Raw genomic sequence first — 21,971 nt, forward strand, 5'->3', positions numbered from 1 at the left:
ACGGTGCGACGGGCGTCGCGCTGGCCGAGAAGATCGGCTACGAGTGGGGCGCGGTCGTCAACGACCTCGAGCTCGACATCGACGGGGGCGTCGCGAGCGTCCACCGCGAACTCGAAGGCGGCGTCGAAGAACTCACCGACATCGAAACCCCCGCTGTGCTGACGATCCAGTCGGGGATCAACGAGCCCCGCTACGCGAGCCTGCGCGGCATCCGCCAGGCTCAGCAGAAGCCGCTGGACGTCCAGACGCTGGAGGATCTCGGTCTGGACGCCGACGTCGTCGAGAGTCCGCTGGCCCAGACGTCGATGTACGAGCCCGAATCCGAGGGCGACGCCACCATCTGGAGCGGCGACCCCGAGGAGGAGGCCGCACAGCTTGCTGAATTCCTGCGGGACAAGGGGGTCGTTGACGCATGAGCGACGTTCTGGCAGTTACGGAACACCGCCGTGGCGAACTGCGCGACGTAAGTCTCGAGATGATCTCTGCCGGCCGAGAACTGGCCGACGAGACCGGCGGCGACCTGCACCTCGCCGTCATCAGCGGCGACGTCGATACGTACGCCGACGAGGTCAACCGCGAGGGCGTCGACGCCATCCACACCGTCGAGTACGGTGAGGAGTTCAACCACGACGTCTACGCCCAGGCGCTCGAACAGCTCGCCGACGAGCTGGACGCTGCGTACCTCCTGATGCCGAACTCGGTCAACGGCCTGGACTATGCGCCGGCCGTCGCCGAAGGACTCAACCTGCCGCTGGTGACCGACGCCGTCGACTTCTCCGCCGACGGTAGCCTCGAAGTCACGCGCGAACAGTACGGTGGGAAGGTCGAGACCACCATCGAAGTCGAAGAGGACCGCGCAGCCGTCACCGTCCGCCCAGCCGAGTGGCCCCAGGCCGAAGGCACGGGCGACGCCGACGTCTCGGCGTTCGACGCCGACATCGACGAGAGCGCGATCAAGTCGACCGTCACCGGCTTCGAGGAAGTCGCCGGCGGCGACGTGGACATCGCCGAAGCGGAGTTCCTCGTCTCCATCGGTCGCGGGATCGAAGAGGAAGAGAACCTCCCGCTGATCGAGGCGCTCGTCGAAGCGACCGACGCGACGCTGTCCTCGTCGCGTCCGATCGTCGACAACGGCTGGCTGCCGGCGAACCGCCAGGTCGGCCAGTCCGGGAAGGTCGTCACGCCGGATGTCTACATCGCGATCGGCATCTCCGGCGCCGTCCAGCACGTCGCTGGCATGAAGGGTGCTGACACGATCGTGGCGATCAACACGGACCCGAACGCGCCGATCTACGACCTCGCGGACTACGGCATCGAAGACGACCTCTTCGACGTGGTGCCGGCGCTGATCGAAGAGTTCGGCGGCGACGTGCCAGACGTCTAAACTCGGCAATTTTCTTTCGTTTTTCTAGCATCCGTGCGAGCGGAGCAAGCCCAGTTCACGCGGCCGAGTAACGCGAGGCCGCGCCTTTTTGGTCCATCGGAAGAGCAAGCTCTTCCGAGCTCCCGCTCGCAAGCTCGCGGGAACAGATTTTTTCGGTTCGGGTCGCTCTGCGACCCACTCACCGAAAAAGGTGGGAGTCCGACGGCTTATATACGAGTAGTGAAATATACCACCCTACTGTGGGTTCACTCGCCGCCCTCTTCGGGAGAGACGCTGCCGTCCTCCGCGACAGGAGTTTCCAGTTGCTCTTGCTGACGAATCTCACACCGCCGCTCGGCGTGGCGCTCATCTCGCCGCTGTTGAACACGCTCACAGGGCCCTTCGCCGTCTCCGGTGCGGAGATCGGGTTGCTCATCACCGCCTTTTCCGCACCGAGCATCGTTTCGATCCCGCTCGTCGGGACCCTCGCGGACCGCTACGGTCGGAAACCGGTGTTAGTGGCTGGATTGCTGGTGTTCGGCGGGGCCGGTGCGGCCGTCGGATTGACGACGGAGTTCCGCGTCGCACTGGCGCTCCGGTTCGTCCAGGGGATCGGGTTCGCCGGGTTGACGCCAGTTATCGTCACCAGTACCGGCGATCTCTTCAGAGACAGCGCTGAGGCGACGGCACAGGGCATCCGGTTTGCCACGTCCGGGGTGACGATGATGGTCTTTCCCCTCGTGGCCGGCGTGCTGGTGGCGGTCGCGTGGCAGCTCCCGTTTTTCTTCTACGGGATCTCGATCCCCATCGCAGTCGTGTTGCTCCTGTTTCTCGACGAGCCACGAGAGCGAGGGGTGTCGAAGGAAGTCGCCGACCGGCCGACCGTTCGCGACCTCGTCGCCTATCTCGACGCTCGCATCACGGCACTGTTGATCGCGCGAGCGCTCCCGAACGCGTTTTACACGGCGTTTTTGACCTACAACTCGCTGGTCATCGTGCGCGTCCTCGATGGCTCGCCCAGGCAAGCCGGGCTGTTAGTCGCGGCAGCGAGTCTGGCACACGCGGCCGCAGCGACTCAAAGCGGTCGCATGACCGCTTACTTCAGCACTCGGTTCCAGCCGCTCTTCGGCGCGACGCTCGGAATGGGCGTCGGCCTCTCGTTCGTGGGGTTCGCACCGTCGTTCCCCGTGGTCCTCCTCGGCAGCGTGCTCGTCGGCTTCGGGTTCGGAACGACGCTTTCGCTGTACAGAAGCGTCATCACGAGCATCTCGGAGACGTTCCGCGGCAGTCTCGTGAGCCTCGGCTCGTCACTCGGTCGCGTCGGATCGACGTTCACGCCAGTGCTCCTCGGCGCCGCGATCCATCGGTTGCGGCCGATCGTCGGGGCCACAGGAGCCATCAAGACCGCAATCGTCGTATTGAGTATCGTCGGGGGAGCGCTCGGAGTGCTCTGTTTGGTCGCCGCTGGTCTCCACCGCCAGCCGCACCGCTCTGTGAACGAAACTGGCGCCTAAGTCTCCGTACCGAACGCAAGGGTAACGGGTTCTCTCCCCTGAATGGGGCGAACACGTGTGCCAGAACCGCCGTCTGTTCCACCGTCTGACGATTCTGTTCGCGGCACCGTCGGATTCGAAGGTAGTAGTCCCGTCGCTCCCTCCCTTTTCGGTATTGCCACAGTTTGATAGTTAAACAACAACGAATGAAAGTTGTATTTGGTACCTTCCACATTTGACGTGAGCGTGCAGTGGAAATATCAACACTCCGGGTCCGTTATACAGCATCGAATCACCGCCGTAGTCTCCCCGGCCTGGGGAGCCGTTCGGACCCCCTAACGGTGAGTGTTCGAATAACTGTCTCCGGGGCGCTGGGAAAATCGAGCCGAGAGAGCCATCGTCGCCAGTTCTGTGGCAGGTTGCCGGCTACTCCTCGTCGATAAACTGCCTGCCACGGTACGAGAGCCACCACACGCGCGATGCACCTTTCATCGCAGTGTTGATGAGGCCATCTTCTGCGAGTTCTCGGAGCCGCTTGTCGACGCCCTGTTGACTCATCCCGACCCGTTCGCCGACTTCAGTCGCCGTGAACACGGGCTCTGGGACGTCTCTCCCGGCAACGAGGAGTTCGTGGTCAGAGACTTCCCGATCTCTCCCTGATCGACTCATCAGCAAACAGTCGTCGTTCGACGTGTAAAATACACCACCACTGATTTTCGTTGTTGTGTCACACCTTTTTGTTGCTTCACAACCGATTGCTATCGGCGACTCGGATGCCAGAACGACTTCGGTGCGCTGGCCGTGGTACACACTGCCAGGGCGATTGCAAGCGACTGGGTCGACGGTCGGATAGCATACCGGACGCAGACGACGGCCGGGCTGTGCAAGTCGATCGGGTGCAGTGACGGGAGCTAGCTCTGCTCGGCGCGAAGGGTTTCGAGATCAGCCTGCAACTGCTTCGATTTCGGACCGTCACCGGTGTAAGCGCGCTCGACGACGCCCTGCTCGTTCGCCAGCACGACGAGGCCGAGATGGTTGAACATGTATTCCTCCGCGCTGGACTGCTGGGTTCGCTCGAAGGTCACGCCGTAAGTTCCCTGCACCACGTCTTTCGCCCGATCGCGACCGTCGGGCCGGAGGAAGTACCAGTTCCCCGCGTCGCGGTCGACGTTCATCGTGTCCGCGTACTGTCGCAGTCGCTCGGCGTCGTCGCGTTGCGGGTCGAACGTGACCGCCAGGAACGCGACGTCGTCGGCGAACCCGTTCTCCGATGCGAAATCCTGGACTCGCTTGAGCGAGGAGATGAGAATCGGACAGACCGTGTTACAGTTACTGTAGAAGAACGTCATCACCACGTTTCGGTCGTCGAACTCGGTCGTCGTGACGTCGCGCTCCGCCAGCGGTGCGCGCAGCGTCACCTCGGGCAGTTGCTGGCCGTACGCGGGGTACGGGAGGTCGGAACTACTGAACTGTCGGCCCTCCGGTTCCTCGAGGATCGTCTGTCCGTTCCCGCCGTCGCCGAGAACCGAGCCGAGACAGCCAGCGGTCCCGATGACGCCTGCCGTCGCGGCCGCCGTGAGATACGTGCGTCGGTGCATTAGCGTGCGCTTCGAGCGAGAGCTACGAAAACCCCGTAGTACACCTCTCGAAACCCATCACTCCTGCCAGACCGACCGCGTCGCGACGGCGAAGCCGCCGCCGATCCAGGCGAGGAGTCCGGCGACGCTCGCGAGCGGCGCGGCCGCCTGCAGGGTACCGCCCGTGGCGACGTCGACGACGGTCTGTAACACCAGTCCGCGGTACGCGCCGCTCGGCGAGAGAGCCAGCAGCGCCAGCACGCCCTGCGTTCCGACGAGGTCAGCGCCGAGCGCCTCGACGAGGCCAAGGTCGACGACTGCCGTCAGTGCGATCCAGAGTCCCACGAGGGCTCCTGCAGCGTGGCGCGTGCCGCTCGCGACGGCCGACACGGCGATGGCCACCGACAGCGCGGCCAGTCCGAAGAGGGTCGTCGCCGAGAGCAACCGCATGAACAGGACCACGGAGTCGGTACTGCTGTGGGTGGCCACGAGGAGCGTCGTCGGCTCGCCGAGGACCCACACCAGCGCCATCGTCGGGAGCAGCGCCGCGACGATGCCGACCGCTAGCGCGATCCCACGGCCGACCAGGACGCTCGCGACGACCGTCGCCCGCGAGACGGGAAACGTCGAGAGCACGGCGAGTTCGCCGCGCCGGCGGTCGTCGAGCAACGCGCGATAGCCGACGGTAAAGGAAAGGAGCGGCACGAGCAGTTCGAGCGCTGGCAGGAGGTCGACGGCCGTCGGCAGATACCCACTGGCGGCGGCCCCGCTCACCCAGACCAGTCCCGCCAGGAGTCCCGCGAGCGAGACGACGAACAGGCCGAACGCGCGCGTCGACACCACCGTCGCAATCTCGCGCCGGGCGAGTGCCTGCAGTCGCGTCAGCGGATGCTGTGCCATCGAACTCACACCCCGTGGCGAACGGTGACGCCTGCATCGTCGGCCACTGTCGTCTCGAACGCGTCGCTCAGCGATCGCACGTCCAGATCAGCGAGAACTGTCGCAGCCGGCCCCTGTGCCTGGACCGTCCCCTGGTCGAGGAGGACGACCCGGTCGGCGTTGGTGCCGACGGCGTCGAGATCGTGTGAGGCGACCAGCACACCCCGGCCAGCGGCGGCCAGGTCGGACAGCACGTCGAACACTCTGGCGGTCATCGCAGGGTCAAGCCCGCTCGTCGGTTCGTCCAGGACGAGCACCGGCGGATCGCCGACGAGCGCGATGGCGACGCCGAGCAGCCGGCGCATCCCCCCGGACAGTGCGTCGACCCGCTCGTCGGTGACCTCGTCGAGCCCGACCGTCGACAGCACGTCGTCCGTCCCCGGCCCGCCGTCGACGAGCGCCGCGTACGTCTCGACGGTTTGTCGAACGGTGAAGCCGTCACGGGGACGGAGCGACTGCGGGAGGTAGCCGACAGTCCGCGGTGCGTCCGCGTCCGGAAGCGTGATCGTCCCGGACTGTGGCGCCTGGACGCCGGTGACGAGCCGCAACAGCGTCGATTTGCCGCTACCGTTCGGCCCGACCAGTGCCGTCACTGCGTCCGTGGGGACCGACAGGGAGACGCCGTCGAGCACGCACAGCCCGTCGTAGCCGTGTTCGAGGTCCGTGACAGTCACTACGGGTGTCGATTCCGCTGCTCGCCGTCGGGTGTCGTCGGTCGCAGTCATGAATGAGAATCCTCCTGTCTCGCATCGGCGTAACCTGCCTGGCCGAGGCGCACCGGGTTCAGCGGGGTCGTCGCCGGGTGCCGGTCGACGATGCCCTGTGCTCGCATCCCGGGCACGAGCTGCTGGAGCAGCCGCCGGCCGATGTGAATCGGCGAGTGCGCCAGCGTGAGCCGCCCCGGTTCACGCAAGGTCGCATCGACGGGGTCGAGCGGGGCGTACGGCCGCATCGACTGGTTCGAGCCGACGGAGATCGCACCGTCCCAGTAGTTCCCGCGCCCGGGCGTCGACCACACGCGTGCCATCCCGGCCGTCGCGTGCACCTGTTCTCGATTGTCGACGAAATCGTTGCCGACCACTCGGTTCGAGGCGACGTAGTTCTCGGCGCGCACGCCCAGGTCGTTGCCGGCGACGACGTTGCCGACGTACCGCGAGGTGCGCGAGCCGATCGTGAGCCCGACGCCGTTGTCGACGAGGACGTTGTCGGCGACGTACGACCGCGTGCCGGCCGTGACGATCCCGTGGCGACTGGCGCGCACGTCGTTGCCGACCAGGGCGTTCCCCGTAGGACGCGTCATGATCACGAGCCCGGTCTGGGCGTCCCGGACGGTGTTGTCCGCCAGAAGCGTCTCTGAGGTGAACATGACGTGGACGCCGAACCGGACGTTCGACATCGCGGAGTCGCGGACGACCATGCCGTCCGACCGATGGGCGTAGACGCCGTCGAGCCCGCCGCGGAACGTCGAATGCTGGACCACGACCGGCGACCCCATCGCCATTACGCCCATGTACCCCTGGTTCGGCGTGGGGTTCCCGCGGACGGTGACGTCGCTGGCGACGGCTCGCGAACTGTTGCGATAGAGCAGGCCGTTGGACGGCGTCTCGACGGTGACCGACTGGACGAGCGTTCGCGTCCCGCCGAGCACCGCGACGCCGGCGTCACCGCGGCCGTACGTCTGCTCGACCTTGCTGTCCCACTCGCGCGTCCGGTCGGAGTCGTCGCTCAGGTTGATGCGGGTCGTCCCGACCCCGGAAATCCGGAGGTCGGCGACGGCGGCGTCCGACGACGCGACCGTGACGACCGTGCCGTTGCCCTCGCCCGCGAGATGCGTCCCTCGACCCGCCCCCTGGAGCGTGATAGGCTTCGCGATGCGAACTTGCTCCTCGTACCGGCCGGGCGGCACGCGAACCGTCGTGTTCGGGGGCGCGTCGCGGATGGCCGCCTGAATCGTCGGGGCGTCCCGCCCGACGACGGTCGACACTGGCCGATCGAGGAGCGGCCTGACCGCTGCGACGGTCTCGTTCGCGCGCTCGCTCCGGCGCGTCGGCCACTCGGGACGATCCACAGCCGCCCGCTCGTCGAACTCGTCGCGTACCGCCTGCCACGAACGGACCTGCCCGTCGTGCCGAGCGGCGAACGACCGGGCCGCGGTCGCGTCGGTAAAGGGGACGACGGCCGTGCTCGTTGGCGTGGGGACGACTGCGTACTGGGCCGCGGTCGCGCGAACCCACGTCGCCCGGGTGTCGATGGACGCGTTGACGAACCCGTCGGACGTCAAGCGGGGACTGGCGTCCGGGAACGCGGACACGTAGATCGCGACCGGCGGCCCGAACCGCTGGGTCCGTCCGTCTCGATTCGCCGACCGCGCGAACGACGAGACGCCGTAGTAGCCGACGACGAACTCGGACTGGGCGTAGAACACCTGGACCTTCGGAATCGTGTGTCCCTTCGCCTGTGCGACCCGCACGGTCTCGCTCGACAGGCCCGTCTGGATGGTTTCGCCGAACCGCACCGGGTCCGGCGTCGTCCCGCTCGGACCGATCGCGAACGGAACGAGAAACGCGCTCACGGCGAACACACCGACGAGGATGACTGTGCCAGTACGCATCGGGAGTTTCGACCAATCGTCCGTATCGTCAGCGTCGGACCGCCTTCACTCCCGTAGTATAATTCTCGAACGCGGGAACGGCCTGGTTGTCACGGCGTGCGATCGACTCCCGCCCCGCCACTGACGCGAGACCGACCGCTCGTCTCGTCGGCGTCGCGTGGGTCCGTCAGCGCGGCGTGAGGCCGACGCCGTCGGCCAGCAGTTCGTGTGAGCGCAGCGCGTCGTCGTGGTCGGGGGCGATGTGCTGGATCATCACCTCGTCGACGCCGACGCGCTCCGTGAGCTGCTCGAAGAGTCCGGCGAGCGTCTCCGGGCTGCCGGAGATCGCACGGGGCCACTCGTCGGCGTCGAGGGTTTCGGGAGTCGGATCGGGCACGCCACCCAGTTCGTCGATGGCCGCGTCGATGGACGGTCGCGTGCCGATTTCGCCTCGCTGCATGCGTTTGTACGTCGCCTCGGCCACGGCGCGGAGCCGCGCAGCGTCGGCGTCCGTCTCGGCACAGATCGCGTTCACCGCGACGATTCCCTCCGGTTCGTCGACGCCGCCGGCCAGCCGCGACGGCTGGAACTGCTCGCGGTACGTCTCGAACGAGCGGGTGGCGAGCTGCGGGCGGATGAACGCCGCAAAGCAGTACGGGAGGCCGAGTTCGCCAGCGATCGCCGCGCTCGACGGACTCGATCCCAGCACCCACGGCTCGGGCGTCGCCTGATCCGAGCGTGGGAGCGTGAGGTCGCTGTACGGATGCTCCGCGGGATAGTCGTCGTACAGGTGCGTGACGACGGCCTCGATCTTCTCTTCGTGGTCCGCGTCGGGGTTCTGGACCCGCCGTTCCGTCCCGAGGGCGCGATCCGCGGCCGGCGAGCCGTTCGCCCGCCCGAGACCCACATCCATACGCCCCGGGGCAAGCGCGTCGAGCGCGCCGAACTGTTCAGCGACCTTGAACGGGCTGTAGTGGTTGAGCAACACGGCTCCAGACCCCAGCCGGATCGAGTCGGTCTTCCCCGCGAGGTGGCCGAGCAGGACCTCGGGCGTGGTTCCGGCGATGGTGTCCGCCATGCCGTGATGTTCGGCCACCCAGAACCGGGAGTAGCCGAGCCGTTCGGCTTGGCGTGCCGTTTCGACTGTGTTGGCGTACGCGTCACGTGCGGTACCGTCGTCGGGAACTGGAGAGAGGTCGACGACAGAGAGATCCATACCCGGGTTCAGAGGGAGCGAAAGATAACCGTTGGGCTAGCGGAATCCACGTGTGCCGCTCGCAGTTGCCACTTCCAGTGCGGTCGCTGTCACGCGATCAATGCGGTCGCTGTCGACGATCAGAGCGGTCACTGCCACGCGGTCAGTGCGGACGCTGCCAGCGATCGTTCGGCCAGAAGCGCGTCGGTCGTGGCGCCGCCCTGGGCCGGCTCGTCCAACTCAGTTCAGCGACGACGTCACTCCGAGGCTCACGCCCATCAGTACCGAACCCACCGTGATCACGGTTCCAGTCACGCCGAGAAGGACCTGCGTTACCTCCGGAGCGAGCGCCGCGAGCTCGACGAACATCCGCACGTCCAGGGCCACGACGATGATCGCCCCGACGAGATCGAACGCGAGGTCGAACGCGGTGTCCCGCCACCCATAGTGAACGAGCATCGGTTCGATGTCGTAGCGCTCGCCCACGGCTCGTGCGACCAGTTCGACGAGTTCCCAGAAGACGCCGATGACGAACGTGTAGATGATCGTCGCCCCGGCGATCGCGGCTGGGGAGAGCGCCCGCGTCGTCCCGGTGCTGACGGCGACGATGAGTCCAGCGTACACCAGTGCTGCGACGATCGTGGCAGAGACGGTGTGGGTGAGGTGATCCCACCACCAGCACGAGTCGTAGGGGCCTAACATCCCCACCGAATGCAGGAGCCCGGCGGCAGTGACCCACACTGGGAGTTCTGGCGTGAGGAACGGCCCCCGCAACGGCGACAGTGAGCCGGTCGCAAGCGAGAGCGAGAGCAGGGCGAGGACCAGAGAGACCAGCGCGTTCACGGACGCAGAGACGTCTCGGCGGTGCAGCGCGACGAGCAACGTGCACGCCAGCGCGCCGAGAAGCGCTGTGAGGACCGCTGTCAGTATCCAGGCCATCGGTGGTAACGGTTGTTGTCAGGGAGTCGAAACCGCATCGGCATGACTCTTGGGCTTGCTCCGCGGCAGTGCATCGCGGCGGGAACGGAGCGGCAACGGAATCCGGCTACCGCTCGATGTTGGTGCCTGCCAGAGTCATCGCGAGTGGGATTGCAGGTACCGGTCCGGCACTCGTTCGTGCAGACGGCGTGGAAGAACCGGGAGGAGAGTGCCGAAGAGGACCTCGGCGAGGTCGGGCAGGAACCGTCGAACAGCGGTGTACAGCACGCCCACGGCCACGCTCGCGACGACGGCGTCGCGGAACACGCCGTCAACTCTGAGTAACAGCGGGCCGGCCAGCGCCATCGACAGGACGAGATCGCCCGGAGAGCCATCGTAGCCGACCCAGCGGCGGGGGGCGATCCACTGGCTGCGGTAGTGATCGTACACCGCGCGGTCCGACGTCCCTTCCCAGGGGCGCAGTTCCAGCCCGCCACCGAAGACGTCAGCGAGGCTGTGCGTGGCTGCACCAAGAAGGAACACGGCACTCCCGACCGTAGCGGGAGACGGGACCAGCAGTGCAGGCACCAGGGCACCGAGAGCGAGCACGGAGTAGTACACTGGGAAATGGAGGGTTTGGCGGTGCCCAGCGTACATATCGAGATCCGGGAGGATTCCGCCGAACAACCCCGCCACGAGGGCAATACCAGCGAACTCCGGCACGACGGCACCCACGACGAGCCCGAGTGCCATTCCGCCCAGCGCATGGGTTGGCAGCATCATCGTGTCGCATCGTAAGACACAGAATTAATTGAACCTGTCGGTCACTACTGATGTGGTCGTACGGGTGTATTCGTGCTGCTCGACTCCCGATTCAGCAGTGGTTCGGAGCTGATGAGAAGCATTCGCGACGTTGCCGAGCGAATCCAACAGGAAACCCGCTGTCTGTCGAGTAGTCGTGGCCCTCCACGGTTGCCCACGCAAGCGAGAAACCCCGAAAGGATCCCGGAACTGCGTCTCGTGTCCTCGGGACTCGGGAGTGCTGGCGATCGAGAATGAGAGACTACTCGGCGTCGAGTTCTGTTCCGCATTCGGGGCAGACGAGTGTGAACCCGTCGTCACCCGGCACCGCTCGCATGTTGTCGTTCCCGCAGTCCGGACAGTCCTGTGGCACGCGAACGTCTTCGCTGTCACGCGGGGCACCCATAGCGTAGGCAACCACTGGCTCGTCGGTTTCGTTCGCCCCAGTCTGGTATTCCCCGGGCGCGAACCGGATCGCCTCACCCTCGCCGACGACGACCTCGTCGTCCATCGTCGTGAACGTGGCTTCGCCCTCGACGACGACGAACACCTCTTCTTGGTCCAGATGGGTGTGCATCGCGTTGGAGAACCCCTCGCCGGGTTCCAGCCGGAAGTAGTTGATCGAGAAGTCGGTCGTTCCCAGCGGTTCTGAAAGTCCACGACAGTCGACGTCTCGGCCGAACGCGTTCGGTTCCACGTCGTCGATGGATGCTTTCTCCATATTGCTCCGTTCGGACACGACCGCGATATATTTGTATACTGCCGCCCGCACTGGGGCGTGTTACTACATCTCGTGTCCATTTTGGGAGTATGCCTTCGTGCCCGTGTTTTGAGTCCTCGAGAGGTGTGAAGATGGGGCAAGATCGTCGAATGGGGTGTCGCGTTCGTCGGAGTGAGAAGTGTGCAACTCCGACCAGAGTGGAGTCCCTTCGACGTCGGAGTCAGAATCACCACCGATCGACGGAAGGTGGTCAGGGCAGACGAGCATCGCTTAACCAACACACAGCAGCCAAACGGAGGTGTTGGTTAAGCCGTTAACCGAACGTGTCCCGTCGAACGCCGAAACATCACGGGGAGCTATCGAAGTGAGTGGTTCTAGGGAGGTCTGAGGCGGCTACCGAACGCCAGTAGCAAAACTGGCCTTTTATGCGGGAAAGACCGCTATACAGCCGATTTTGTATCAGTCATCGTCACGATACTAGACGAACACATCGAGACAGAGTAACGACGATGCCGTGTGTTAGGTGGGTGAGAGAAAGAACAGGGACACACACACCTAGTTTCGAGTTATAGCCGCTGCGGAGGTGGGGAGAATCTCTCTGTGCTGTGAGAATGGCTGTTTCGTTCGGAAACCAGCAAACTATAACTCGAAACTAGGTGTGTTGCCACTAGTCTAGCTAGTCTAGTAGTACTAGAAGAAGAGCTAGAAGAACTAGAAAGAAGAAAAGAAAGAGAGAGAAACAGCCTCTAGTAAGGAAAGCACAGCCCACAGCGGGGGGACCCCCTCTCGAAACCCTATAACTCGAAACTAGGTGTGTGTCCCCCCTTTCCTGTGGTGATTCCGCTTGACTCTCGTCAGCCACAACATTTCTTGCCACCTTTCGAGACCCCGATCCGACAGATCCTGTCAGTCTCCCGTCCTGATTCACCAGTGGCTTTCAGCCCATCGTCGACTGTCGCACCTAGGGTCTGGAAACAATCAGCCAGCTCGCGACGATTTCCCTCCTCGACCAGATCCCGATAACCGCGTTGTATATGTGTGATCACACATCCATCTCCCTCCGCACAGGGATGTCACTCCGACTGATTCCGGACCCCTCGGTTCGCAGGGTTTCGATGACTGCTGATCGCCGTCGCTTCCCGACGACGCTACACGCCCTGTCGTGAGTAAAACTCGAAACCGGGTGTGTTTCGATATCCAGTCCTCACTCGTACTGCCAGTGTATAACTCGAAACTGGGTGTGTGCCCTCGAGATCTTCCGAAACGAACCGTCGAAATATAACTCGAAACCAGGTGTGTGACCGTCGGGGCGCCAACACGACTCGTCACCCTATAACTCGAAACTGGGTGTGTTCGTCGCTCTCCCACCGGATACGAACCCAGATATAACTCGAAATCAGGTGTGTCCGTCGCCGCTTCTCCCCCGGCGAGAGTATATTCTGAGTAACACCTCATCTGCGATTAACGAACGATAGAGGCGATATAACTCGAAATCAGGGGGGTGTGTACACCATTTCGAGTTAACCCTAACTGTGTATATTTCCGTCTTTCAAGCGCTCTAGAAATGAACATAACTCGAAACCCGGTCCCAATTCTTTTATGTGATGCACGAACAGGTGTACGTATGGCCCCCCAAGACGGGCTGGACACCGAGCCAGACCCGCTTTTCGATTCCGTCGAGCTCACCGGCGGTGATCCTATCTTCGAGCGGCGGGAACTCGTTACGATCGACCACCTCCCGACCGAGGACCGGATCGTTGGCCGTGACGATCAGATCAAGATGATCGCCAACGAGATCGGCCCGGCCGTCTCCGGTGCTCCCCCCAACTCGGTGATGATCTACGGGAAAACCGGGTCCGGAAAGTCGCTCGTCGCGAAACACGTGATGAAACGGAGTGAACAGGAAGCAGAGCGACGCGAAAACGATCTCGCGGTCGCGTACGCGAACTGCTCACAGGCAAAGGGCAACGCCGATGCCCTGCAGCAACTCGGCCAGCAGATCAACCCCTCCGAGAGCAGCATCTCGTTCCCCGAGCGTGGGATCTCCGAAAACGAGTATTTCAATCGCGTGTGGGACGTCCTCGACGAATTTTACGACGCTGCGATCTTCACGCTCGACGAGATCGACCGCTTGAAAAACGACGACCTCCTGATGATCCTCTCGCGTGCGGGCGAGACCGGCAGCGTCGAAACGCCGATCGGCGTGATCGCCATCTCGAACAAGATCAACTACCGTGACCAGATGAGCGAACGAACGAAGAGTTCGTTCGGTCACAACGAGTACATCTTCGATCCGTACGACGCGACCCAACTGCGGGAAATCCTGGACAATCGGAAGGACGCGTTCAAAGACGGCAAACTGGGGGACGCCGTCATTCCACGCGCAGCGGCGCTCGGTGCGAAAGAACACGGTGACGCCCGGAAAGCGATGCGCCTCCTCCGATACGCCGGTGACTACGCCAAGAACAACGGCGCGGAGATGGTCAAAGAAGACCACCTGCTCGAGGTTCGGGCCTCGGCCGAAGCCGAACGCCTCCGAGATCTCGTCTCCGGGCTCCCGAGCCACACCAGGCACGTTCTCAGTGGCCTGGCTGCCCTGACGAGACAGAACAACGACCAGGAGTGGTTCAGAACCACCCAGATCATCGACGCGTACGAACGAGTGTGTGAGAAAGAGGGGACGGATTCGCTCACGAAAGACCGGATTCGACAGCTGCTCAAAGAACTCGCGTTCCTTGAAGTGACGGAAAACCGCTCGAACCACGGCGGCAAAGGGACCGGCTCGTACAAGGAACACCGGCTGATGTGGGACGCCGAAACCGTCTCTCGGATGCACACCCGGCAGTGAGCGCACACACCCGATTTCGAGTTATAGCGCGACCATCACGTTTCCGGTGCGCGCGACTCCCTGAGTTACCGACCAGTCGATTCAGTCGGCGCTCGTCGATACCTTCTTGGGGGCAGCCGTCACGCAAACTGTTTCCGGGCGACCTCAGTCGAGACGCCGTCGACGGTCACTGTCACGACGACTTCGTCGCCGTCGGACGCGAGATACACCGTCAGATACGAGACGACTCCCGGTGTCGTCGTCGACGTCTCGCTGCCGGAGTTGACTGCGCGAACCGTCACTTCGTCCGCCTCGACCGCTTTCACGAAATTGACCCGAACGGTGCCTTTCTCCTCCTTGTAGGAGAACTCGAAGGCGTTGTCGGGAATCGCATCCGGTTTCGAGCGAGACCCCGGGGGTCGCTCGGGCGCTGTGGTCTCCTCCGGGGTGGCAGTCTGTCTGACGAAGTCGATATCGAGGTCACTGTCGGCGTACGTACTCGTTGCAGACAGTCGATCGCCGTCGGTGGACAGCGAGGCGTCTGCCCCCGCAATCCCGAGTTGCGTCTTCAGGCGGCCCGTGGTCGACTGACTGACGGTGTCACTTCGGAGCGCGAGGTCGGCCGTGATCCGTTTGTCCTCGGGGGAAAACGTCACCGACGAGCACACGTCGTCGCGTTGTGAGACGACCGCTGTTGGTGGGTCGGCGTCACTGCTTCGCCAGTAGTACCCGTCGAGATCCGCTGGCCCGAGCCAGCCGACCACGACATCGCCTGTGCCAGCAGTGTCGACCAACCACTCGACGGTGTTTTGCTGCTCGACGGCTCGATCGTGATCGCCCTGCCCGGTATCGATGACCGTCTCGACGTTCGTCCGTGACTCGGACAGCACCACGGACGATTCGCTGACGGCAACGAACTGTGAGACATCCGGTTTCGGCTCGTAGAGCGTGTACTCGTCACCGTCAGTCACGACCTCGAATCTGATCTCCCCGAGGAAGTCCGTGCCGCCAGCGCGAAGCGACTCGTCGGCCTTGGTCACGTCGATGTCACCGGTGCCGACGACAGTGTCGTTCACTCTGAACAACTCCGTCACTCCCTGCGTCGGCTGTGCGGCATCGATGAGATAGGTGAGGCCGGACGCGGCGAACGAGATGGCCGAGACGCCGATGACCTGTCCACCGGTTTGAAGCGGGAGTTTGAGCAGGGGTTCGTCGATACGATCGAGCGCCGAGAGGTCCGGGGCGATTCCGGGCGGGTTCGAGTCGTCGCTGGACGGGAGAATCAAGGGCAGCAACGGATCGATCTTCGACGTCTTCTGCGAGAACGTCAGGTCGATGTACGCGGTCAGCATCGGGTCGTCCGTCGCCGGGAGCCAGTCGGCATACGTGGCCGTCTCCGTCGTGCCCCAACAGCCTGCGAGAGCGCCAACTGTCGTTGCGGCACCGAGCGCGAGGAATCGACGGCGGGTGTGAGGGGACATGGTGGGGGACGGCGGGCACTCGCACCGAACGTGTGATGCGATTTATTGTATACTGAGTGCCAGGATTTTTAAAATCCACCGGCTTGGATCGTGATCCGACGGGGTACGCGATCGCTGACGGGACACAGTGCTGTCACGGGATCTCCTGGCAGGAAGCGCCGCTCACACCAGAAACCGGTGTCTCAGTCCGATTTCGCAGGGTGGCGCTTGGCGGCCGTCGCTTTCCGACTCCCCGTCGCCCGGAGGGTACACCACACGAGGATGGCGAGGAGTCCACCGAGTGGCAGCGAGACCACCGTCAGTACGACTCGGACGGCAGCGACGACGGCACTGGCGATCGGGACCGGAACGGCTCCCAGTGACAGGACTGCGCTGACCTGTGCAGGCTGCACGGGGAACGTAATCAGAACGGTCCCGAACAGCAGCAAGGAGTGGCCGCGACTTGGGACACCGACGTACAGCAGACAGAGCAGCGGGAAGTACACGTACACCACGTACAGCGCGTTCGAAGCAGGCGAGACGAGTAACATCGCCGTGAGCGCAACGAGGTACGTCGTCAATCGATCGGTGAAACGCCGCCTGCGAGGAGCGACGAGTATCACCGTGGGTGCGAGCGCGAGCAGTGACAGCGGTGCGTACAGGGACGGATCGAGATTCGGGAGCAACTGGGAGAACGGGCGATACAGCGACATCGCAAAGAAGTTTGGCGAGACCGTCCCGGCAAACTCGGCGAGCCGACTGCGGCCAGCCAGGACGTCGAGGTATCGGCGGTAGGCGTCGAGGCCGAACAGCAACGCACCCAGCACGAGGCCGCTCACGCCCGTCAGGACGGCGGCGACGAGCGCGCGCCAGGCCCGGCGCCAGACGAGCCAGAGGCCGAGGACGACCGGAAAGACCTTGATCAACGCCGCGCCCGCGAGGGCGACGCCAGCGAGCACCTGGCGACCGCGTTCGACGGCCAGGAACGCCCCGGCGAGTGCGACTGCGATCAACACGTCCAGTTGTCCCTGTCCGAAGATAGCCATGATGGGGGCAGTCCCGAGACAGAAGCCGGTGACGAGAACGCGATCGACTGGCGGTAGCCGACCGCTGTGGCGCTCGATCGTCCAGACAGTGAGTCCAGCGAGGAAGAGGGCACACACGACGTTCAGGATCGTCTGCACCGCGAAGGCACGCTGCCAGCTTCCTGCCGCTGTGTGCGGCAGAAACAGCGTAATGGAGACTGGGGGATACACGTACGACACTCCGGGGAGGCCAGGAGACAGTCCGATGAAGGGGTCGCCGTGCAGCGCAGCCTGAGCGGCGGTGTAGTAGGCGCGGAAGTCCCACGCGAAATGCGAGACGTCGGCGATCCCGAGGAAGTACGTCGGCACGAGGAGACCGCCGGCGAGACAGAACACCAACGTTCTGCGCCGTGTGCGGGCGTCCTTCGCCGACCGCTCCCACGTTTGGAGGGAAAGTGAGGGAATGGGCGACATCGAACGACGTGTTCACTGGTCCGGCACTTAAGGGGGTACTGCGAGTTTCGGACCCAGAAACTGCTCACTTGCTGTCATCGTCGGTCCCTTCAGCGCGATCGGGGACGGTGAGACGGACCTCGCTCCCGGCGTCAGCGACGTCCTCGAACGAGAGGTCGCCGCCGAGACGCGTGATGGCCCACGAGACGAACCACAGTCCGACACCCTTCCCGTGTCGGAGTGGCGTTTCTTCACCGTCCAGCAAGACGGCCTGCTCGCGGTCCGGAATGCCGGGACCGTCGTCACGCACGGCGATCTGCCCGCTGTCACCGGCCCGCGAGATCTCGATCGTCACTGTCGGGACGTCCGCGTCGCTGTGTTCCACGGCGTTCTCGACCACCTCGAAGAGCGGCATCCGGAGGACCGCACGGTCAGTCCGAACGAGAGGGTCGGTGGCGGTTGTCACAACCGTGATCTGACAGTCGTAGCGCTCCCTGATAGCAGCGGCCACCGCGTCACACAGGGTTTCGAGATCGACCTGCTGGAGCGTGAGGGTGTCCTGGGTCATGACCCGGTCGGCCCGCTCGACCGTCTCACCGATCTCAGCCAGGTCGGTGGCGGTTCGCTGGATGCGAGAAGCGACGTCAGTCGGATCGTCGAGTGAGCCGTCGGACAGGACTTCAGCGAATCCGCGAACCGCGTCCAAGTTGTTCCGAAGGTTGTGTCGCAGGACCCTGTTGAACACTTCGAGGCGTTGTTTTTGGGTCTGCTCGTCGGTGACGTCCTGCAGGAGATACGACGTTCCGACCGTCTCGTGGTGCTGGTTCGTCAGCAGGGACTCACTCACGTCGAACTGACGCCGTCCATCGGGCGTCGGAACCGTCGTCGTCCCAGTGTCGATGCCATCGAGGGACAGTCCGAGAATCGCCGCTATCGGGCGGCCTGCGTCACGGGTGGGATCGATTCCGAGCGTCGCTTCGGCAGCCTCGTTTGCGTCAACGAGACGGTCCTCGCGATCGACGACGACGACCGATTCGCTCATCGCCTCGAGCACAGACCGTCGTGCGAGTGGTCCCGTTCCGGGAGTGTCACTGAAGAGGCGATACCGGAACACGCCGACGGCGAATCCGCCGGCGATGACGCCGAGGAAGCCCGTGACGACTGGCGGGAGCGTCGTCGGCTCCGCCGGGTCGACGGTGCCCAGGGAGAACAGCAACAGTGAGACGCCGGTCCCGCTGAGCGAGAGGACGCTCGCCTGTGCGTTCGGAAGGTCGTCGTACGTGACCGCGGATTGCACGAGCAGGAACACGCCGAACAGTCCGACGCCGACGAGTCCGGTCTGGAGGAGCGAGGACCCAACGCGAAGCAACTGCGCGACGAGGCCGTCGAGCGCACCTGCAAATTCCGTCGTCGCTCCGGTGACGATCACGTACCCGGTGCCGAGGCCAAGCCACCGACGGGTCACAGCTGGCCCGAGACCGGTGTACTCGAAGACGAACCCGGCCCACAGCGGAACGAGTACCAGCCAGCCGATGACGAGCGCAGCCACGACTGTTTGCCGAGACAGGATCGCCGCACGACTGGCGGCGAGCAGACAGGTGAGCAGCGCGAACACGAGCCAGAGCAGCCCGGCACTGAGTGCACCGGGCCGATCCCGATTCTGGACTGCCACGACAGACAGCCCCACGAACACCACAGTCACAACCAGTTCGACGCCGAGGAGGGCCGTCGTCATGCCTGTTCCTCCGGCGGTTGCGGGCCGCCCGAGCGACGGGTAGCCGTGGGGAGGCGCACGATGACTGACGGGTCCCCAGCGTCGGTGGGCTGTCGAACGCTCCACTCGGTCTGTTCAGTTGCGAGACGGGCGATCCGGAGTGACACGTCGGCAACTGTCCCGTCGGGCCCAGGAGCAAACGGGGAGAGCGTCACTGTCACCGCGTCGTTCCGATCCTCGACTCGCAGGGTGGCCGGCTCGTCCGGTGTCCCCGCGGCTGTGGTCAGTGTGTGAAGTGTGGCCGTCAGGAGATCCGTGTCACCTCCCACCACCGGCGATACCTGCGCTGGCGTCGTCACGACGTCGACAGCCGTTGCCTCCCGCAGCTCGGACAGGACCGCTTCCAGATCGGCCGACGTACTCGTGTTCGGGTGCGCGGCCAGCGCCTGCTCGATCTCGCGCACGCGAGCGACCAACGTCGCCACGTCCGTCGCCGTTTCGTGGATGTCCTGCCCACTGTGTTCCGGACTCTCTTCGCCATTGGCGACCGCGTCTGCACGGTGTGCAACATCGGTCATCTCCGCCTGGAGCGCCCCGACGAGCAACTGCGTGAGGACACCGAGTCTGCGTTCCCGTTGCCGCGCTTCGGTGACGTCCCGACAGACGAGCAAGGCGCCGAGTTCCCGACCGTGGTCGTCGGTGACCGTCTCTGCGCTGATGGCGGCAATCCGGCCCGAATCGAGGCGGACGTCGGTCGGTTCGGTCGCCGCGACGGCTGGCTGTGGGACGGCCGGCGCGACGGTTTCGAGTGGCGCACCCACTGCGTCGGCGTGACTGACGGCCAGGAGGCGTTCGGCTTCGAGATTGAGGTCGCGAATCCGGCCGTCTCGACCGACCATGACGACGCCGTCAGCCATCTCGTTGCTGACGCGGTCTCGACCGATAACCGACGCGACTGGGAGCCTCTCGAAGAGGCGGTACCGGCGGACGGCGGCTGTGAAAAGCAGGCTTGACACTGTCACAGCAACGGGCGTCGTCATCGGGGCCTGGAGCGTGGTGGCTGCGAACGGGAGGGTCAGGACGGCGCCGACTGCAGCAGTCAGGACTGCAGTCTGTCCGGCAGGAAACGCCTTGTGCCGGAGGGTCGTCGCGAGGACGAAGAAGACGCCGATTAACGCGAGCGACTCGGCGAGCACGATCGTACTCCCGAGGAGCGCGTTGAACGTCCCAGTCGGAGTGGCGACCACGGATCCGAGAACCGTGAGTGCGACGGTCGGGGCGACGAGGCAGACGAGAAGGACGCCGACTGCGGACAGAGCGATCGGGGACGTCCGTCTGTCTCGCCCCGTGTACTGGAGTGCGAACAGGAACCAGAACCCGCTGACGACTGCCTGGAGGTCGAACGCGAGAAGCAACCACGGGCCACCGACCAAAGCCGTGGGCTGCCACTGGATTCCCAGTAGCTCGCGGATCGGTGCGAGGTCCACGACGCCGACGTGGACGACGGCCCCGACGAGGAGCGTGACCGCCACTCCGATCAAGGGCCGCGTCGTCGGGTCGTCCCGGTAGCGAACCATCGTCGCCAGGAAGACGCCACTGGTCGCGAGTGCCACCAGACTGGCTGCGAGCGCGGCTGGTGAGGTCGCGACGATCATGGCTCCGTGTTTCCGGCCGGTTTCTCTGACATGACTGGCAGGGCCCACGTCGGTGCTGAGGGATTCAGGTGCGTGACAGTTTACGCTTCGCTCTCAAAAGGATGGGTGACCTCGGAGGCCGGCGGGTCGATGGGCGACGACTCGCGTCAGTCGTCGACACTGACCATCGCCTCGATCTGTCCGTCTTCGAACGACACCGAGAGCGACTCGGCGACGGCCTCGTATTGCTCGCGATGGTGGCCGTCCTCGCAGAGGGCCATCTCGGTTCGCACGAGCCCGGCATCACGGAGATCGTTGAGCCGCCGGTAGGCGGTCGCCCGCGATACGTTGGCGACTTCAGCGACTGCACGACCTCCTCGTGGCTGTTCGGCGACGGCTTCGAAGACACGCCGGGTGTACTCGTCGCCGAAGAGATCGAGGAGTTCGGCCCCAGCGGGACCGTCGTTCTGCATCGGTTCGTTCGAACGCGTCGCCTCGGGTGCCTCGAGGTGGGCGGACATAGTCGTTCGAAAGCCCCCTTCCGTCCTGGATGCCGATGCTAGCTATCCCGATCGCTTCGGTCACGGGACTCTAGGAGTGCAGACGTGGTCTCGCCGAGAAGCCACCAGTTATAGGGATTCAGCTACGAATCAAACGTGAGTCACCTGGACAGATGTCAGACACCGATGCGTCAGCGGACCTGCGTGCGCTCGTCGTCGACGACGAGCGGGAAGTGGCGGACGCGTACGCGCTCCGAATCCGGGGCTTCTGTGACGTGGAGACGGCCTACAGCGGTACTGACGCCCTCTCGATAATCGACGACGCTGACATCGACGTCGTTCTGTTAGACCGCCATATGCCGGGGATGTCGGGCGACGACGTGCTGGCTGAACTCGACGATCGGGGGTATTATGGCCGCGTTATCATGGTTACAGCAGTGGACCCCGGCTTCGACGTGCTGGAGATGCCCTTCGACGACTACCTCTGTAAGCCGGTCGACCGCGAAGACGTGCGTGCCGCTATCGACCACCAGCGTCAGGTCCTCGCCTACGAGACGCTCGGAGCGTACTTCAGCACCGAATCCAAACGCGCCGTGTTAGAAGCCGAAATGGGTCCGGACGCGGTGCAGGACCACGATGGCTACAGCGAGCTCGCCGACCACGCCGCGCGGCTCGAACGACGCGCCCGGCGGCTGCTCGCTGACGACGCTCTCATCGATCAGTTCGACCAGATCGGCCGCGAAGAACTCTAACCGCTCACG

At 64.4% G+C, this 21,971-nt stretch carries 19 protein-coding genes; 5 read left to right on the top strand and 14 right to left on the bottom strand.

The genetic code is table 11. The annotated features are described in order from the left end of the window. From MU553_RS22995 to MU553_RS23005, 3 genes are all read left to right on the top strand, one after another. A partial coding sequence (locus MU553_RS22995) for an electron transfer flavoprotein subunit beta/FixA family protein (RefSeq protein WP_428222023.1) occupies positions 1-416 on the top strand: 416 nt, incomplete at its 5' end. Beyond that, entirely contained in the window at positions 413-1,384 is a 972-nt protein-coding gene (locus MU553_RS23000; RefSeq protein ID WP_247382082.1) for an electron transfer flavoprotein subunit alpha/FixB family protein, read from the top strand. The genes MU553_RS22995 and MU553_RS23000, both read left to right, overlap by 4 nt. A 239-nt stretch (positions 1,385-1,623) precedes the next feature. Then, on the top strand, positions 1,624-2,877 hold the full coding sequence (locus MU553_RS23005; protein ID WP_247382085.1) for an MFS transporter: 1,254 nt from the start codon (positions 1,624-1,626) through the stop codon (positions 2,875-2,877). A 405-nt stretch (positions 2,878-3,282) separates the two neighbouring features. Here MU553_RS23005 and MU553_RS23010 read toward each other — a convergent pair whose 3' ends face one another. From MU553_RS23010 to MU553_RS23050, 9 genes are all read right to left on the bottom strand, one after another. Next, entirely contained in the window at positions 3,283-3,525 is a 243-nt protein-coding gene (locus MU553_RS23010) for a winged helix-turn-helix transcriptional regulator (RefSeq protein ID WP_247382088.1), read from the bottom strand. Between the two features lie 242 nt (positions 3,526-3,767). Beyond that, on the bottom strand, positions 3,768-4,454 hold the full coding sequence (locus tag MU553_RS23015) for an SCO family protein (RefSeq protein WP_247382090.1): 687 nt from the start codon (positions 4,452-4,454) through the stop codon (positions 3,768-3,770). A gap of 57 nt (positions 4,455-4,511) precedes the next feature. Further along, entirely contained in the window at positions 4,512-5,333 is an 822-nt protein-coding gene (locus tag MU553_RS23020; RefSeq protein ID WP_247382091.1) for an ABC transporter permease, read from the bottom strand. Positions 5,334-5,338: 5 nt separating this feature from the next. Further along, positions 5,339-6,097, bottom strand: coding sequence for an ABC transporter ATP-binding protein (locus MU553_RS23025; RefSeq protein ID WP_247382092.1), 759 nt, complete (start codon positions 6,095-6,097; stop codon positions 5,339-5,341). Then, positions 6,094-7,983: a NosD domain-containing protein gene (locus MU553_RS23030; protein ID WP_247382094.1), complete on the bottom strand. Its 1,890-nt coding sequence runs from the start codon at positions 7,981-7,983 to the stop codon at positions 6,094-6,096. Before MU553_RS23030 ends, MU553_RS23025 begins: the two co-directional genes overlap by 4 nt. Before the next feature lie 166 nt (positions 7,984-8,149). Further along, complete coding sequence (locus tag MU553_RS23035) at positions 8,150-9,178, bottom strand: LLM class flavin-dependent oxidoreductase (RefSeq protein WP_247382096.1); 1,029 nt, start codon at positions 9,176-9,178, stop codon at positions 8,150-8,152. 219 nt (positions 9,179-9,397) lie between these two features. Then, a complete protein-coding gene (locus MU553_RS23040; protein ID WP_247382097.1) occupies positions 9,398-10,096 on the bottom strand; it encodes a DUF2238 domain-containing protein in 699 nt (232 codons plus the stop codon). Between the two features lie 135 nt (positions 10,097-10,231). After that, positions 10,232-10,858: a metal-dependent hydrolase gene (locus tag MU553_RS23045; protein WP_247382099.1), complete on the bottom strand. Its 627-nt coding sequence runs from the start codon at positions 10,856-10,858 to the stop codon at positions 10,232-10,234. Positions 10,859-11,138: 280 nt separating this feature from the next. Further along, positions 11,139-11,597 carry a cupin domain-containing protein gene (locus tag MU553_RS23050; RefSeq protein WP_247382101.1) on the bottom strand — a complete coding sequence of 153 codons (459 nt, stop codon included), beginning with the start codon at positions 11,595-11,597 and terminating at the stop codon, positions 11,139-11,141. Between the two features lie 1,624 nt (positions 11,598-13,221). Here MU553_RS23050 and MU553_RS23055 point away from each other — a divergent pair. Then, the gene (locus MU553_RS23055) at positions 13,222-14,445 is read left to right on the top strand and encodes an orc1/cdc6 family replication initiation protein (RefSeq protein ID WP_247382103.1); all 1,224 of its coding nucleotides are present in this window, start codon (positions 13,222-13,224) and stop codon (positions 14,443-14,445) included. Between the two features lie 119 nt (positions 14,446-14,564). Here the strand turns inward: MU553_RS23055 and MU553_RS23060 are convergent, their stop codons facing one another. The 5 genes from MU553_RS23060 to MU553_RS23080 all read right to left on the bottom strand — a co-directional run bounded on the left by MU553_RS23060 (position 14,565) and on the right by MU553_RS23080 (position 21,231). Next, on the bottom strand, positions 14,565-15,905 hold the full coding sequence (locus MU553_RS23060) for a hypothetical protein (protein ID WP_247382107.1): 1,341 nt from the start codon (positions 15,903-15,905) through the stop codon (positions 14,565-14,567). Between the two features lie 182 nt (positions 15,906-16,087). Beyond that, positions 16,088-17,383, bottom strand: coding sequence for a glycosyltransferase family 87 protein (locus MU553_RS23065; RefSeq protein WP_247382110.1), 1,296 nt, complete (start codon positions 17,381-17,383; stop codon positions 16,088-16,090). Positions 17,384-17,447: 64 nt separating this feature from the next. After that, the gene (locus MU553_RS23070; protein ID WP_247382111.1) at positions 17,448-19,097 is read right to left on the bottom strand and encodes an ATP-binding protein; all 1,650 of its coding nucleotides are present in this window, start codon (positions 19,095-19,097) and stop codon (positions 17,448-17,450) included. Continuing rightward, positions 19,094-20,731, bottom strand: a complete 1,638-nt coding sequence (locus MU553_RS23075) for a histidine kinase N-terminal 7TM domain-containing protein (protein WP_247382113.1) — start codon at positions 20,729-20,731, stop codon at positions 19,094-19,096. Before MU553_RS23075 ends, MU553_RS23070 begins: the two co-directional genes overlap by 4 nt. A 146-nt stretch (positions 20,732-20,877) precedes the next feature. Next, on the bottom strand, positions 20,878-21,231 hold the full coding sequence (locus MU553_RS23080) for a winged helix-turn-helix domain-containing protein (RefSeq protein ID WP_247382114.1): 354 nt from the start codon (positions 21,229-21,231) through the stop codon (positions 20,878-20,880). A gap of 152 nt (positions 21,232-21,383) precedes the next feature. Between MU553_RS23080 and MU553_RS23085 the strand changes: the two genes are divergently transcribed. Next, positions 21,384-21,962, top strand: coding sequence for a response regulator transcription factor (locus MU553_RS23085; RefSeq protein ID WP_247382115.1), 579 nt, complete (start codon positions 21,384-21,386; stop codon positions 21,960-21,962). The last annotated feature ends 9 nt before the right edge of the window (positions 21,963-21,971 follow it).

It is taken from the genome of Halorientalis brevis (genome assembly GCF_023077655.1).

Bases quoted from the DNA above. Each gene is read 5' to 3' on its own strand.
- MU553_RS23000 (WP_247382082.1), top strand. From the start codon at position 413: ATGAGCGACGTTCTGGCAGTTACGGAACACCGCCGTGGCGAACTGCGC.
- MU553_RS23010 (WP_247382088.1), bottom strand. From the start codon at position 3,525: ATGAGTCGATCAGGGAGAGATCGGGAAGTCTCTGACCACGAACTCCTC.
- MU553_RS23015 (WP_247382090.1), bottom strand. From the start codon at position 4,454: ATGCACCGACGCACGTATCTCACGGCGGCCGCGACGGCAGGCGTCATC.
- MU553_RS23020 (WP_247382091.1), bottom strand. From the start codon at position 5,333: ATGGCACAGCATCCGCTGACGCGACTGCAGGCACTCGCCCGGCGCGAG.
- MU553_RS23025 (WP_247382092.1), bottom strand. From the start codon at position 6,097: ATGACTGCGACCGACGACACCCGACGGCGAGCAGCGGAATCGACACCC.
- MU553_RS23030 (WP_247382094.1), bottom strand. From the start codon at position 7,983: ATGCGTACTGGCACAGTCATCCTCGTCGGTGTGTTCGCCGTGAGCGCG.
- MU553_RS23035 (WP_247382096.1), bottom strand. From the start codon at position 9,178: ATGGATCTCTCTGTCGTCGACCTCTCTCCAGTTCCCGACGACGGTACC.
- MU553_RS23040 (WP_247382097.1), bottom strand. From the start codon at position 10,096: ATGGCCTGGATACTGACAGCGGTCCTCACAGCGCTTCTCGGCGCGCTG.
- MU553_RS23045 (WP_247382099.1), bottom strand. From the start codon at position 10,858: ATGATGCTGCCAACCCATGCGCTGGGCGGAATGGCACTCGGGCTCGTC.
- MU553_RS23050 (WP_247382101.1), bottom strand. From the start codon at position 11,597: ATGGAGAAAGCATCCATCGACGACGTGGAACCGAACGCGTTCGGCCGA.
- MU553_RS23055 (WP_247382103.1), top strand. From the start codon at position 13,222: ATGGCCCCCCAAGACGGGCTGGACACCGAGCCAGACCCGCTTTTCGAT.
- MU553_RS23060 (WP_247382107.1), bottom strand. From the start codon at position 15,905: ATGTCCCCTCACACCCGCCGTCGATTCCTCGCGCTCGGTGCCGCAACG.
- MU553_RS23065 (WP_247382110.1), bottom strand. From the start codon at position 17,383: ATGTCGCCCATTCCCTCACTTTCCCTCCAAACGTGGGAGCGGTCGGCG.
- MU553_RS23070 (WP_247382111.1), bottom strand. From the start codon at position 19,097: ATGACGACGGCCCTCCTCGGCGTCGAACTGGTTGTGACTGTGGTGTTC.
- MU553_RS23075 (WP_247382113.1), bottom strand. From the start codon at position 20,731: ATGATCGTCGCGACCTCACCAGCCGCGCTCGCAGCCAGTCTGGTGGCA.
- MU553_RS23080 (WP_247382114.1), bottom strand. From the start codon at position 21,231: ATGTCCGCCCACCTCGAGGCACCCGAGGCGACGCGTTCGAACGAACCG.
- MU553_RS23085 (WP_247382115.1), top strand. From the start codon at position 21,384: ATGTCAGACACCGATGCGTCAGCGGACCTGCGTGCGCTCGTCGTCGAC.